The organism is Burkholderia cepacia complex sp. TUM26381, assembly GCF_057439935.1.
Window position 1 is genome coordinate 144,211 of the sequence record NZ_CM172006.1, and the last position, 14,318, is coordinate 158,528.

11 protein-coding genes and 1 pseudogene are annotated in these 14,318 nt (G+C 68.5%); 6 read left to right on the top strand and 6 right to left on the bottom strand.

Features of this window, described 5'->3' with window-relative positions; translation table 11 throughout:
- The first annotated feature begins 63 nt into the window (after positions 1-63).
- The 4 genes and pseudogenes from ACWMMN_RS00640 to ACWMMN_RS00655 all read left to right on the top strand — a co-directional run bounded on the left by ACWMMN_RS00640 (position 64) and on the right by ACWMMN_RS00655 (position 4,241).
- Positions 64-534 (top strand): hypothetical protein, encoded by a 471-nt coding sequence (locus ACWMMN_RS00640; protein ID WP_174993421.1) that lies wholly within the window; start codon positions 64-66, stop codon positions 532-534.
- A 214-nt stretch (positions 535-748) separates the two neighbouring features.
- The gene (gene exaC, locus ACWMMN_RS00645; RefSeq protein ID WP_174993420.1) at positions 749-2,275 is read left to right on the top strand and encodes an acetaldehyde dehydrogenase ExaC; all 1,527 of its coding nucleotides are present in this window, start codon (positions 749-751) and stop codon (positions 2,273-2,275) included.
- A 168-nt stretch (positions 2,276-2,443) separates the two neighbouring features.
- Positions 2,444-2,996: pseudogene (locus ACWMMN_RS00650) on the top strand (hypothetical protein).
- Positions 2,997-3,206: 210 nt separating this feature from the next.
- Positions 3,207-4,241, top strand: a complete 1,035-nt coding sequence (locus ACWMMN_RS00655; protein ID WP_059232772.1) for a helix-turn-helix domain-containing protein — start codon at positions 3,207-3,209, stop codon at positions 4,239-4,241.
- A gap of 90 nt (positions 4,242-4,331) precedes the next feature.
- Here ACWMMN_RS00655 and ACWMMN_RS00660 read toward each other — a convergent pair whose 3' ends face one another.
- On the bottom strand, positions 4,332-5,438 hold the full coding sequence (locus tag ACWMMN_RS00660) for a glycosyltransferase family 9 protein (protein ID WP_486423212.1): 1,107 nt from the start codon (positions 5,436-5,438) through the stop codon (positions 4,332-4,334).
- Entirely contained in the window at positions 5,435-7,138 is a 1,704-nt protein-coding gene (locus tag ACWMMN_RS00665; RefSeq protein WP_174993419.1) for a thiamine pyrophosphate-binding protein, read from the bottom strand. The genes ACWMMN_RS00660 and ACWMMN_RS00665 overlap by 4 nt, the downstream gene beginning before the upstream one ends.
- A 352-nt stretch (positions 7,139-7,490) precedes the next feature.
- Between ACWMMN_RS00665 and vapB the strand changes: the two genes are divergently transcribed.
- Together vapB and ACWMMN_RS00675 are read left to right on the top strand one after the other, a co-directional pair.
- The gene (gene vapB / locus ACWMMN_RS00670) at positions 7,491-7,727 is read left to right on the top strand and encodes a type II toxin-antitoxin system VapB family antitoxin (protein WP_059236527.1); all 237 of its coding nucleotides are present in this window, start codon (positions 7,491-7,493) and stop codon (positions 7,725-7,727) included.
- Positions 7,727-8,128 carry a type II toxin-antitoxin system VapC family toxin gene (locus tag ACWMMN_RS00675; RefSeq protein WP_340623696.1) on the top strand — a complete coding sequence of 134 codons (402 nt, stop codon included), beginning with the start codon at positions 7,727-7,729 and terminating at the stop codon, positions 8,126-8,128. The genes vapB and ACWMMN_RS00675 overlap by 1 nt, the downstream gene beginning before the upstream one ends.
- Before the next feature lie 69 nt (positions 8,129-8,197).
- Here ACWMMN_RS00675 and ACWMMN_RS00680 read toward each other — a convergent pair whose 3' ends face one another.
- From ACWMMN_RS00680 to gcvH, 4 genes are all read right to left on the bottom strand, one after another.
- On the bottom strand, positions 8,198-9,586 hold the full coding sequence (locus ACWMMN_RS00680) for an L-serine ammonia-lyase (RefSeq protein WP_059232769.1): 1,389 nt from the start codon (positions 9,584-9,586) through the stop codon (positions 8,198-8,200).
- Between the two features lie 30 nt (positions 9,587-9,616).
- A complete protein-coding gene (locus ACWMMN_RS00685) occupies positions 9,617-10,759 on the bottom strand; it encodes an alginate lyase family protein (protein WP_486422890.1) in 1,143 nt (380 codons plus the stop codon).
- Positions 10,760-10,910: 151 nt separating this feature from the next.
- Positions 10,911-13,838: an aminomethyl-transferring glycine dehydrogenase gene (gene gcvP, locus ACWMMN_RS00690; protein ID WP_059232768.1), complete on the bottom strand. Its 2,928-nt coding sequence runs from the start codon at positions 13,836-13,838 to the stop codon at positions 10,911-10,913.
- 65 nt (positions 13,839-13,903) lie between these two features.
- Positions 13,904-14,284: a glycine cleavage system protein GcvH gene (gene gcvH / locus ACWMMN_RS00695; RefSeq protein WP_059232767.1), complete on the bottom strand. Its 381-nt coding sequence runs from the start codon at positions 14,282-14,284 to the stop codon at positions 13,904-13,906.
- Positions 14,285-14,318 lie beyond the last annotated feature (34 nt).

Genomic DNA, 14,318 nt, shown 5'->3' on the forward strand with positions numbered 1-14,318 from the left:
ATCTTTCGGTGAAGGGGATACGCAGCGTCTCGAAGCGCCGTAGAAAGCCACAGGAGAATCGGAATGAATGAGCAAGTCAGTGACGACGTCGTTCAAAACACCATCAACTTTGCGATTTTTCGTGCCGGAGGAGGCGAGGGGGACATCGTGGAGCAGGTGCGCCGCGCATTTCGATCGTTGCAGTTGCTCCGTCGTACGGACAGCCCGAATGACATCAATCTCGCCGCCGCCGAGCACTACATGTACGCCCGGTTCCTGGCGGGGGCGACGGGCGACCCGTTGGTCAAGGCAACGCCGGCGCTTTACGGGGCGAAGAAACGGGTCTATTTCGCGCTCGGCATTCAGGACAGGATGGCGACCAGCGCTGGCAATCCCGTGTTGGCCCCGAACAGGTCGGTCGAACGTTGGGGACTCAAGGGGGCAACGGACGGTTTGCGCGACTACTCGACCGTCAACGACGGACAACGCGCCAACCGTTTCGGCGCGTCGCTCAGCTCGTTGAGCGGGGAAGCATTGCGATACAAGCGAGGCTGATGCGCCACGTGCCGCACGCCGCTGTCCCGAATTGGCACAGCATGACGCGTGCGAACCGCTCAGGGTGTTCCGAATCTGCGCATTCGCCGAGATGGCGCGCGCGCGGCGCGTGCGTGGGCGAGGCCGTGCAAGATGGCACGCATGTTGCGTAAACGGGTGCAGCGCATTCCAACCGGCGCTGTACTCACACAAGCACGATGAACAGGAGACATGTATGAACCCGTTTGACCTGAAGCAACTGGGCCTCGACGTCGAATACCCGTACCGTCAGCAGTACGACAACTACATCGGCGGCAAGTGGGTGGCGCCGGTGAAGGGCGAGTATTTCGAGAACGTGTCGCCGATCAACGGTCAGCCGTTCTGTCGCGTGCCGCGCTCGGGCGCCGACGACATCGAGCTGGCGCTCGACGCCGCGCATGCCGCGCGCCGCAAGTGGGGCAAGACGTCCGTGGCCGAGCGTGCGAACCTGCTGCTCGCCGCCGCCGAGCGGATGGAAAAGAACCTGAAGCTGCTGGCCGTGGCCGAGACGATCGACAACGGCAAGCCGCTGCGCGAGACGATGGCAGCCGACCTGCCGCTCGCGATCGACCACTTCCGCTACTTCGCGGGCTGCATCCGCGCGCAGGAAGGCGGTATCTCCGAAATCGACGACAACACCGTCGCGTACCACTTCCACGAGCCGCTCGGCGTGGTCGGCCAGATCATCCCGTGGAACTTCCCGCTGCTGATGGCCGCATGGAAGCTCGCACCGGCGCTCGCGGCCGGCTGCTGCGTCGTGATGAAGCCGGCCGAGCAGACGCCCGCGTCGGTGCTGGTGCTGATGGAGCTGATCGGCGACCTGTTCCCGGCCGGCACGATCAACATCGTGAACGGCTTCGGCAAGGAAGCGGGCGAGGCGCTCGCGACCAGCAAGCGGATCGCGAAGATCGCGTTCACGGGCTCGACGCCGGTCGGCAAGCACATCCTGCGCGCGGCGGCCGACAGCCTGATCCCGTCGACGGTCGAGCTGGGCGGCAAGAGCCCGAACATCTTCTTCGCCGACGTGCTCGACCAGGACGACGCGTTCCTCGACAAGGCGCTCGAAGGGCTCGCGATGTTCGCGCTGAACCAGGGCGAAGTGTGCACGTGCCCGTCGCGGATCCTGATCCAGGAATCGATCTACGAACGCTTCATCGAGAAGGCCGTCGCGCGGGTCGAACGCATCAAGGCCGGCCACCCGCTCGACCTGCAGACGATGATCGGCGCGCAGGCGTCGCAGCAGCAGCTCGACAAGATCCTGTCGTACATCGACATCGGCCGCGGCGAAGGCGCGCAATGCCTGACGGGCGGCGAGCGCACGGCGCCGGCTGCCGAACTCGGCACGGGCTACTACGTGAAGCCGACGATGCTGCTCGGCAACAACAAGATGCGCGTGTTCCAGGAAGAGATCTTCGGGCCGGTCGCGTCGGTGATGACGTTCAAGGACGAGGCGGACGCGATCGAACTCGCGAACGATACGTTCTACGGGCTCGGCGCAGGCGTGTGGACGCGCAACGGCACGCGTGCGTACCGGATGGGCCGCGAGGTCGAGGCCGGCCGCGTGTGGACCAACTGCTACCACCTGTACCCCGCGCACGCGGCGTTCGGCGGCTACAAGCAGTCGGGGATCGGCCGCGAGACGCACAAGATGGCGCTGTCGAACTATCAGCAGACGAAGTGCCTGCTGGTCAGCTACCAGGCCGAGGCGCTCGGGTTCTTCTGATAGCCGACGCGGGGGCGAAGCGCCGGGGCCGGTGGGGCCCGGCATTTCGCCCCGTTCGATTTCGACATTCGACGCAGGCTGCGCTTGTTGCAGCCTGCGCCGGAAACGATACCGGCAGCCGCGTGCGCGCGGCGGCACGGTGCGCCGATGCGTGCGACCACCCCCAGCATGGCTGAGCAGCCCCGATCCTTTCCGCGCCATCCCGTCTTTCACGCGGGCGAACTCCGAACTCGATTCGCAGCGCCGCTTCGGCGTGGCCGACGAAGCCGAGCGGATGCGTGACGTCGTGACGACGCGCCTGAACATCGGCGTGCGGCAGTTCGTCGAGTCGCAGCCGTTCATGTTCGCCGGCACCACAAGCGGCGCACGCGCATCCGTGACCTGCGACATCGTGCAGAGCCTGCGCGACGCGATCGGCGATCTGCTGCCGGTGGTGCGCGTGATCGACACGAAGACGCTGCGGTTCGCGTTGCCCGCGCATGGCGGCGACGGTGGCCGCATCGACGCGGCCGCGTGCGACGGCAGCGGTATCGGGTTGCTGTTCGTCGATTTCGTGCGCGGGATCCGCTACCGGATCAACGGCCGCGCGACGCTGCGGGCCGATCTGCCGGACGCGAATGCGCAGCCGTGGGCGGCGGGCAGCGCGATCGTGGCGCTGGCGATCGCGCTGGCGTACGGCAACTGCGGCACACGGGGTGCGCGGCCGAAGCCGGCCGGGTAGCCGGTATCCGGGGGCCATCCGCCCGCGGCGGCACATGCGCGGTTGCAGCGCGGCTCGCACCGGCGGCGTGCGCGGCACGCCGCCTTCGGGTGCGCCCGCATGGCGCGCGCCGGCCGGGCAGCGTGGCATGGCGGGCGGTTCGCGGGGCCGGGCGGTTCGGCACGGGACTTGCGTGACAGGCGCGGTTCCGCGCAGGTGAGGGAGGACACGATGGATCAACACGTGGCGTGTATTGAAGAACCGACCGCCGAAGACACGCGGCGCAACGCGCAGGGCGACGACGCACAGGCCGGGCAGGCCGTCGTCAGCGTCGCGCACGATGCCGACGAGCAGGCGCGCAACCTGATCGGCTGGCGGCAGACCTACGACCAGCTCGCGGCCGGCCGCTTCGTCGGCACGCTGACCGAGCTGCCGCTCGACACGATGAAGCTGTTTCGAGAATCGACGAGCCACCTGCTGCGCCAGGCGTGCGAAGTCCGCGGCGATGCGTACTGGTTCGGCATCCCGCTCGTGTGCGACGGCACCGCGCGCGTCGATGCGTGTCGCATCGGGCCCGGCGCCCTCGCATTCCGGCCCGGCAACGTCGAATTCGAACTGGTGACGCCCGCGCAGTTCTCGATCTACGGCGTCGTCGTGCGCGGCGACGTGCTGCGCCGCTATGCCGACGAAGTCGAGCGCCGTGCGCTCGACGAGCGGCTCTTCACACAGCGCGTGATGCAGGTCGGCGATGCGCGGCTCGCGCGCCTGTGCGCGCTGCTCGGCCGCCGCCTCGACGGCGCGGTGGCGGCGGCCGGTCCGCTGCCCGATGCGCAGCGCGACGACCTGCAGGCCGACGTGCTGGCCGCGCTGTTCGATGCGTGCGCGCAACCGGGTGACGACGGCGGCGGCGCCGCGCCGTCGACGCGCCGCTGGATCGTCGAGCAGGCGCGCGACTACGTGCTTGCGCACCGCACGCGCCCGGTCGGCGTGCCGGAGCTGTGCGAGCAGCTGCTCGTGAGCCGGCGGACGCTGCAGTACTGCTTCCAGGACGTGCTCGGGATGGCGCCCGCGACCTACCTGCGCACGCTGCGTCTGAACGGCGCGCGGCGCGACTTGTGCGGCCGCGCGGCCGGTTCGGTGCAGGATGTGGCCGAGGCGTGGGGCTTCTGGCACCTGAGCCAGTTCGCGACCGATTACCGGCGGCTGTTCGGCAAGCGGCCGTCGGAGACGCTGCGCGATCGTGCGGTGCGGGTCGCGGCGGGGTGAGGCGGGTCGCCGGAGGCGGCGCCGCGTCGGCGCTGGCTGCGTGCGCGGCTACGTGTTCGAGCGCTTTGCGGACGGCCGTATCGGGTTTGCTCAGCGGGCCGTCGCCGTTGCCGTCGCCGTCACGTCGCGCGGTGCGGGCCACGCCAGCGCGTCCCAGTCGACTGCGCGGTAAGCTGCTTCAACGGCAGCCAGATCGTCCGGCCGCTCGCTGCGATGGAGTCCGCGCAATTCGGCGGGCAAATCGAGCGCGACCGGCACGCAATGCGGATAGTCGCGCACGCGCAGCGCTGGCGCGATCGTCGTGAAGCATGCGAGCGTCGGCACGTCGAAACCGTCGGCGAGATGCAATGCCGCCGTGTCCGGCGCGAACAGCAGGCTGGCGCCCTTGACCCAGGCGATGAAGCGCGCGGTGTCGGTCGCGTCGCTGCTCACGTCGACGTAAGCGGGATGCGCGACCGGGCCGAAGCCGACCACCGGCAACCCGTAGCGCTGCACGAGCCTTTCCACGAACTCCGCGCGCAGCACAGGCGGCACGCTGCGCACCGCGGTGCTCGCGTTCGGGCAGAACAGCACGTATGGCCGCTGCCACGCGGCCGGCAGCGCTGGCAGCGGCAGCCGCGCGAGCCAGCGGTTGCGCTTCGCGGCGGCCGGCACGGCGGCCGGGTCGACGCCGAGCGCGGCGAGGAAGAAATCGATCATCGGCAGCCGCGAGAACGCGGGCCAGTACAGGTGATTGCCAACGTCGATGCACGGTGCATCGGCGGGCAGCGCTGCCACGGGACACGGCAGCGTGAGCGACGGCGCGACGACGTCGGCCGCGAGCGCATACAACGCGTCAACATAGCGCGGCGCGCGGGTTGGCCGGTACAGCGTGAAGCGCAGGCCCGGATGGGCCGCTCGCAGCGCGGCGAGGGCGGTCAGCCCGATCGCCGAATCGCCGAGCGTGACGCCCATCCCGTTGATCACATGCACATGCCGCGCATCGTCGTAGTCGAGCCGGAACGGCCTGTGTGCGGCATGCAGCAGGCCGAGTGCGGGCGCAGCCGGCACGTGGCCGTCGGCTCGCCCGCCACCGTGCTCGACGTCGTACGGCGCGACGAGCGTGCCGTCCGGCGCGAGCAGCGTGCCGGGGCAGGCCAGCGCATCCTCGTGCGACAGCGCGACGTCAGGCGGCGCGGTGTGCGTATCCACCGCTATCCGCCGCGCGCGCGGCGGCCCTGCTCGCGGATCTGCTCGAGCGTCGCGGCCGGCGTGCTGGCGTCCTGCGGGATGCGGATCTCGATCACCGCAGGCAGCCCGCAAGTCAGCGCGCGTTCGAGCGCGGGCGCGAAATCGGCGGTGCGCTCGACCGTCTCGCCATGCGCGCCGAACGCGCGCGCATACGCGGCGAAATCGGGGTTCGTGAGCCCCGTGCCGTGCACGCGGCCCGGGTAGTTGCGCTCCTGATGCATGCGGATCGTGCCGAAATGGCCGTTGTTGACGACGATCGCGACGATGTTCAGCCCGTACTGCATCGCGGTCGCAAGCTCGTTGCCGGCCATCATGAAGCAGCCGTCGCCCGCGAGCGCGACGACCGCGCGCGACGGGTACAGCGATTTCGCGGCGAGCGCGGCCGGCAGCCCGTAGCCCATCGCGCCGCTGGTCGGGGCGAGCTGCGAACGGAAGTGCCGGTACGCGAAGTGGCGATGCAGCCAGATCGCATAGTTGCCGGCGCCGTTGGTCAGGATCGCATCGTGCGGCAGGCGTTCGCGCAACTGCACCATCACGTCGCCGAGCTGCACGTCGCCGGGCATCGGCAGCGGCGCATGCCATTCGCGGTACGCGCGGTGCGCATCGGCGGCCGCGCCGGCCCAGACGGGACGTTCAGGCGGTTCGAGCGCGGCAAGCGGCGCGGCGATCTCGGGCATCCCCGACACGATCGGCAGGTCGGCCGCATATACGCGGCCGAGTTCATCGGCGCCCTGGTGCACGTGGATCAGCGTCTGGCGCGTCTTCGGGATGTCGAGCAGCGTGTAGCCGCCGGTCGTCGCTTCGCCGAGGCGCGGCCCGATCACGAGCAGCAGGTCGGCGTCGCGGATGCGTTTCGCGAGCGCGGGATTGATCCCGAGCCCGACGTCGCCTGCGTAGTTCGGGTGCGCGTTGTCGATCGTGTCCTGGAAGCGGAAGGCGCACGCGACCGGCAGTTGCCAGCGTTCGACGAAGGTGCGCAGGTTCGCGCAGGCGTCGGGCGTCCAGCCGCTGCCGCCGACGATCGCGAACGGCCGTTCCGCGCGTGCGAGCCGCTCGCGCAGTTCGTCGATCTGCGCGGCCGACGGCGCGGCCGCGATGCGTTTCGCGGCCGGAACGACGGGCTGCGCCGCGCACGCTTCGGACAGCACGTCCTCCGGCAGCGCGAGCACGACCGGGCCGGGGCGGCCGGACGTCGCGACGTGGAACGCATGGCTCAGGTATTCGGGGATACGGCGCGGGTCGTCGATCTGCGCGACCCATTTCGCCATCTGGCCGAACATCCGGCGGTAGTCGATTTCCTGGAAGGCTTCGCGGTCGAGGTGCTCGCGGGCGCACTGGCCGACGAACAGGATCATCGGCGTCGAATCCTGGAACGCGGTGTGCACGCCGATCGACGCATGGGTCGCGCCGGGCCCGCGCGTGACGAAGGCGACGCCGGGGCGGCCCGTCAGCTTGCCGACCGCTTCGGCCATGTTCGCGGCGGCCGCCTCGTGACGGCAGACGACCGTCTGGATGCGCGCGGTGTCGTCCGCCAGCGCATCGAGTACGGCGAGGAAACTCTCGCCCGGCACGCAGAACACGCGTTCGACGTGATTGGCGAGCAACGCATCGACGAGCAGTCGCGCACCGGTGGTGGCGCGCGGCTCGAGATCCTTGGAATGCGACATGGGCTGCCGTCTCCCTGGGTAGCGGGACGTACAGCTTACGCCCGTTGGCGGGGCGCTGAAAAGTGTCGGAACGCTGGGTGGTTCGGGGCACGCGCCAGAACTTCGGTTGGCCGGACGGCCAGCTTGTGCGTGTACGCCCAATGGTGAAAAGTGAGCGCTATGGATGTCGAGCGCGAATCTCCGCCTGCTCACCCGGGCGCAGGCGGGGCAGTGTCCGGAACTGAAAGACTGCGGGGCGGCGCTCACATGAGAATCGATATCCGGGTGGTGCACGATGTACACACATGGATTTACATTGCCCGCTGCATAGTATGATGTACATCCATCGTACATCCGATTGTGGGAGATCGACGTGCATACCACCAGGGTATTTCGGAACGGTAACTCGCAGGCCGTGCGGATTCCTGCGGACCTTGCCTATGAGCGCAGCGACATGGAACTCGAAATCGAGCGGGTGGGCGACGAAATCCGTATTCGGCCCACTCGGAGACCTTTGACCCACGTACTCGAGAAGTTCGCGAACTTCGGGCCGGATTTCATGGCCGAGGGGCGCGGCGATCAGGAGCAGGCCGAGCGCGAGGGCTTGTGATGCCGCGTTACATGCTCGACACCAACATGTGCATCTATCTGATCAAGAATCAGCCGGAGCAGGTCGCGAGACGGTTCGTGCAGTGTTACAGCGGAGATGTCGTGATGTCGGCGATCACCTATGCCGAACTCGAGTACGGTGTCGCGGCGTGCGCGAATCCTGTCCGCGAGCGTCGCAATCTTGCTGCGCTGATCGAGGACATCCCCGTTGCTCCGTTCGACACGGCGGCCGCGCAAGCATACGGCCCGGTTCGGGAAGCGCCGCGCGAGCGGAAGAAGGATCATCTCGACAAACTGATCGCCGCGCATGCGGTGTCGCTCGATGTGGTCCTGGTGACCAACAACGAACGGGATTTTGCGAGTTATCCGGGATTGCGGCTGGAGAACTGGTTGAACGATTGATTCGTGCCAGCCGCCGTCAGGCGGTCATGCGGGACTTCGGAGTGTCCCGCATGACCGCCTGATCCGGTATCAGCACTCGACGATATTGACGGCCAGCCCGCCGCGCGACGTTTCCTTGTACTTCGTCTTCATGTCGGCGCCCGTCTCGCGCATCGTCTTGATCACGGAGTCGAGCGACACGTAGTGCGAGCCGTCGCCGCGCAGCGCCATGCGCGCCGCGTTGACGGCCTTCACCGACGCCATCGCGTTGCGCTCGATGCACGGGATCTGCACCATCCCGCCGACCGGGTCGCAGGTGAGGCCGAGGTTGTGTTCCATCCCGATTTCGGCTGCGTTCTCGACCTGCTGCGGCGTGCCGCCGAGCACGGCCGCGAGCGCGCCGGCCGCCATCGAGCACGCGACGCCCACTTCGCCCTGGCAGCCGACTTCCGCGCCCGAGATCGAGGCGTTGAGCTTGTAAAGAATGCCGATCGCGGCGGCCGTCAGCAGGAAGTCGATCACGCCCTGTTCGTTCGCACCGGGCGTGAAGCGCGTGTAGTAGTGCAGCACGGCGGGGATGATGCCGGCCGCACCGTTGGTCGGCGCGGTGACGACGCGGCCGCCGGCGGCGTTTTCCTCGTTGACCGCGATCGCGTACAGGTTGATCCAGTCGATCATCGACAGCGGATCCTGCAGCGCGCGCTCGGGGCTGCCCGTCAGCGTGCGGTACAGCTGCGGCGCGCGGCGCTTGACCTGGAACGGGCCGGGCAGGTTGCCGTCGGCATCGGGGTTGCCGATCCCGCAACCGCGCGACACGCACGACTGCATCACGGCCCAGATCTTCAGCAGCCCGTCGCGCGTTTCCTCCTCGGTGTGCCACGCGCGCTCGTTGTCCCACATCAACTGCGCGATCGACTTGCCGGTCGATTCGGTCAGCGCGAGCAGCTCCGCGCCGGTGCGGAACGGGTGCGTCATCTGCTCGGCCGCGCTCAGCACCTTCGTGTTCGGCGCGCCGGCCGTCACGACGAAGCCGCCGCCGACCGACAGGTAGGTGCGCTCGACCAGTACCTCGCCGTTCGCGTCGGATGCGCGCAGTTTCATCCCGTTCGGATGCTCGGGCAGCGCCTGGCGGTAGAACGCGATGTTCTCCTTCAGCACGAACGGCACCGGATGTGTGCCCAGCAGCGCGAGTTTCTTCGACTTGCGGACTTCTTCGAGCCGCGCGTCGATGGTTTCGGGATCGACGGTGTCGGGCGCGTCGCCGAGCAGGCCGAGCATCACGCCGCGGTCGGTGCCGTGGCCCTTGCCGGTGGCGCCGAGCGAGCCGTACAGCTCGACCTTCACGTGCGCCGTCGCATCGAGCTGCCCGTCGCGCTCGAGGCCCTGGACGAACATCAGCGCCGCGCGCATCGGTCCGACCGTGTGCGAGCTGGACGGACCGATGCCGATCTTGAAGAGGTCAAATACGCTGACTGCCATTTCGATACCTGCCTTGCTATAAGAATAATGCTAGCGCGCCTGCAATGGCAGGCACGCGGCGAGCCATGCGGGTGGCGTTGGGGAAAGCTGCTGCGCGACGCGGGCATAGCGCCCGTCGAGCCGCGCGGCCAGATGAAAGAGTTCGGTGGCGTTTTTCGGGTCCCACTGCCCCGTGTAGCCCGGCAAGCCGGCCTCGCGGCGCTTCGCGTCGAACGGCACCGGCGAATTCACGAATTCCTCGTGCGTCTTCTCGCCGAGTGCATACGGCACGAGCCAGTCGAGCGCGGCCGCAAGCGTCGCGCCGTTCGCGCCGCGTTCGCGCAGCCAGTTGCGGTTGAAGCGGCGCGCGGCGAGCGCAGCCGTCACCAGCGGCTGCAGATCGTAGACCGCGTAATGCAGAGCATCGCGTTCCTCGAAGTCCCACGTCTTGCCGTCCGGGCCGATGTTGTCGGCGAGATGCTCGACGAACAGCCGCTGCGCGGCGTTCATCATCTTGCGGTCACCGAGCGTGAACGCGGACAGCGCGATCAGCTTGATCCGGTGGCTCTGCCAGTTGTTGCGCCAGGTGCCGGCGAGCGGGCGCGTCTGCGCATCGATCTGCGCGACATAGCCGGCGCCGAGCTTCGCGATGAACGCGGCCGTCGCGTTGCGGGTCTTCACCGGCAGTGCGCTCGCGGTCATGTCGTACGCGATGATCAGGCTGTCGAAGCGCGTCTCGTCGATCGGGTTGAAACTCGGCTGGTAGGTCGCGACCCACGCGGACAGGAAGCGGTCGACGAGCTGCAGGTAGCGCGGCGCGTTCGTCACGCGCCACGCCAGCGCCGCGTCGCGCATCAGGTCGAGATCCTTCAGCGCGGCCGCGCTCTGGTCGTAGATCCCTTCGTGCGGCAGCGTGCCCTCGGTGTGCACGCGCGCCATTGCCTTCGGCTGCTCGCCGATGCGCGCGTCGACACTGCGGATCAGCGCCTGCACGCCCGGTTCGGCCTGCGTCGTCTCGCTCGCCTGCAGCGCCGGCGCCGCGCAGAAATTCATCGCGGCGCGCGCATGGCCGGATGCGCCGAGGCCGGCGGCGGCCAGCGACAGGGAGGCGACGAGCATCGGCACGAACCGGCCTGCGCGCGTGCGCGGCCGCCACTTGACTGCACCATGGCCCGGAAACATCGGACGCACCATGCGGAACTCCTTCATTGGCTGGATCGCGTGTGATGTTAGCCGGATTGGCGGGGGAACGTGAACCGGTTCGCCCGGCGAACGCAAAAACCGCACGCAACCCCGGGTTGCGTGCGGTGCGGTCACCATCGGGCGGCTCCGGGCCTGGCGTGCGTTATGCGTATTCCGACATCGGCACGCACGAGCAGAACAGGTTGCGGTCGCCGTACACGTTGTCCGCGCGGCCGACCGGCGGCCAGTACTTGTTCGTGCCGAGCGATGCGACCGGGTACGCAGCCTGCTCGCGCGAGTACGCGTGCGGCCATTCGTTCGCGGTGACGACAGCCGCCGTGTGCGGTGCGTGACGCAGCGGGTTGTCCTCGCGATCGGCGCGGCCTTCCTCGACTGCACGGATTTCGTCGCGGATCGCGATCATCGCGGCGATGAAGCGGTCGAGTTCTTCCTGCGATTCCGATTCGGTCGGCTCGACCATCAGCGTGCCCGGCACCGGGAAGCTCATCGTCGGCGCGTGGAAGCCGTAGTCCATCAGGCGCTTCGCGACGTCGTCGACGCTGATGCCGCTCGATTCCTTGATCGGACGCAGGTCGAGAATGCACTCGTGCGCGACCAGCCCGCCCGGGCCCGAATACAGCACCGGGTAGTGCGGCGCGAGGCGCTTCGCGATGTAGTTCGCGTTGAGGATCGCGGTTTCCGTCGCGGCGGTCAGGTTCTTCGCGCCCATCATCGCGATGTACATCCACGAGATCGGCAGGATCGACGCCGAGCCGTACGGGGCGGCCGACACCGCGCCGATGCCGTTTTCGTCGCGCGAGTAGCCGGTCGAACGCTGGTTCGGCAGGAACTTCGCGAGGTGCGCGCCGACCGCGACCGGGCCGACGCCCGGGCCGCCACCGCCGTGCGGGATGCAGAAGGTCTTGTGCAGGTTCAGGTGCGACACGTCGCCGCCGAACTGGCCCGGTGCGGTCAGGCCGACCATCGCGTTCATGTTCGCGCCGTCGACGTACACCTGGCCGCCGTGCGCATGGACGATCTCGCAGATCTCGCGGACGTTCTGCTCGAACACGCCGTGCGTCGACGGATACGTGATCATGATCGCCGCGAGGTCCTTCGCGTGCTCGTCGGCCTTTGCCTTCAGATCGGCGATGTCGACGTTGCCCTGTGCGTCGCACGCGACGACCACGACCTTCATGCCGGCCATGTGCGCGGACGCCGGGTTCGTGCCGTGCGCGGATGCCGGGATCAGGCACACGTCGCGATGCGCTTCGCCGCGCGATGCGTGGTAGGCGTGAATGATCAGCAGGCCCGCGTACTCGCCCTGCGAGCCGGCGTTCGGCTGCAGCGACACGGCCGCGTAGCCGGTGGCCGCGACGAGCATCTGCTCGAGCTGGTCGATCATCTCGCGGTAGCCGACGGTCTGCTCGGCCGGTGCGAACGGGTGGATGCCGCCGAACTCGGGCCACGTGACCGGCAGCATTTCCGACGTCGCGTTCAGCTTCATCGTGCACGAGCCGAGCGGGATCATCGAGCGGTCGAGCGCGAGATCCTTGTCCGACAGGCTGCGCAGGTAGCGCAGCATTTCGGTTTCGGAATGGTGGCGGTTGAACACGTGGTGCGTCAGGTACGCGCTCGTGCGCTCGAGGCCGGCCGGCAGCGCGGCGACGCCGGCAAGGCCTGCGTCCAGCGCGTCGACGGCCGGTGCGGTGCCGCCCGCGGCCTGCGCGAACACGGCGAGCAGATCGGCGAGGTCATCGCGCGTCGTCGTTTCGTCGACCGATACGCCGACTTGCGTGTCGCTCACGCGGCGCAGGTTGATGCGCTTGGCCTTCGCGAATTCGTGGACCTGCGCGGTGCGCGCGCCGGTGTCGATCGTCAGCGTGTCGAAGAACGTGTCGTTGGCGGTCGTGAAGCCGAGCTGCTTCACGCCGGCGGCGAGCAGCGCCGCGATGCGGTTCACGCGCAGCGCGATCGTCTTCAGGCCGTGCGGGCCGTGGTAGACCGCGTACATGCTGGCCATGATCGCGAGCAGCGCCTGCGCGGTACACACGTTCGACGTCGCCTTTTCGCGGCGGATATGCTGTTCGCGCGTCTGCAGCGCGAGGCGCAGCGCGGGCTTGCCCTGCGCGTCGACCGTCACGCCGACGAGGCGGCCCGGCATCTGGCGCTTGAATTCGTCACGCACCGCGAGATACGCGGCGTGCGGGCCGCCGAAGCCCATCGGCACGCCGAAGCGCTGCGTGTTGCCGATCGCGACGTCCGCGCCCCATTCGCCGGGCGGCGTCAGCACGGTGAGCGCGAGCAGGTCGGCCGCGACGACCACGTGGCCGCCGGCCGCGTGGATCGCTTCGGTGAGCGCGCGGTAGTCGCGCACGTCGCCGTTCACGCCCGGGTATTGCAGCAGCACGCCGAATGCGTTTGCCTGCGCGGCGTCGGCGGCCGGGCCCGTCTTGACCTCGATGCCGACCGGCAGCGCGCGCGTGCGGATCACTTCGAGCGTTTGCGGCAGCACGTCGTCGGCGACGTAGAACACGTTCGACGCCGGCTTGCCGGTACGCTGCAGCAGCGTCATCGCTTCGGCCGCGGCGGTTGCTTCGTCGAGCAGCGACGCGTTCGAGATCGCGAGGCCCGTCAGGTCGGCGACCATCTGCTGGAAGTTCAGGAGCGCCTCGAGGCGGCCCTGGGAAATTTCAGGCTGGTACGGCGTGTAGGCCGTGTACCACGCCGGGTTTTCGAGCACGTTGCGCAGGATGACGGCCGGCGTGTGCGTGTCGTTGTAACCCTGGCCGATGTACGAGCGGAACACCTGGTTCTTGTCCGCGAGAACCCGCAGCGCGGCGAGGGCTTCGGCCTCGCTCTTCGGCTGCGCGAACGGGCCGAGCGGCAGCGTTTCGGCGCGGCGGATCGAGGCCGGGATCACGGCGTCCATCAGGGCGGCGCGCGACGCAAAGCCGAGCGTGTCGAGCATGGCCTGCTGGCTGGCGGCGTCGGGGCCGATGTGGCGTTCGGCGAACGCGTCGTGCGTTTCGAGCGCGGCGAGCGAGAGGGGCGTGCGATTCATCAGGCGGTCCGGGTGTTCGAGCTTCATGGCGTGACTCTGGTCCCGCGCGGGACGGGGCGGCTGACCGGCCCCGCGCGGTTCGGGTAAGGAAATTAGTCGATCAGCTTGGAGTAGGCGGCAGCGTCGAGCAGGCTGTCGGTCGATGCGCCGGCCGCGAGCTTGATCTTGAACAGCCACGTGTCGTACGCGTCGCTGTTCACCTCTTCCGGCGTGTCGACTGCGTCCGCGTTGATCGCGACCACCTCGCCCGACACCGGCGAATAGATGTCCGACGCGGCTTTCACGGATTCGACGACGCCGATCGCGTCGCCTGCCTTCACCTGCTTGCCGACGGGCGGCAGTTCGAGGAAAACGATGTCGCCGAGCGTGTTCTGCGCGTGATCGGTGATGCCGATCGTCAGCGTGCCGTCGGCTTCAGTGCGGATCCACTCGTGTTCGTCGGTGTACTTCAGATCGGCCGGGACGTTGCTCATCGGATGCTCCTGATAAAAAGGGTTTGTTCGTTTT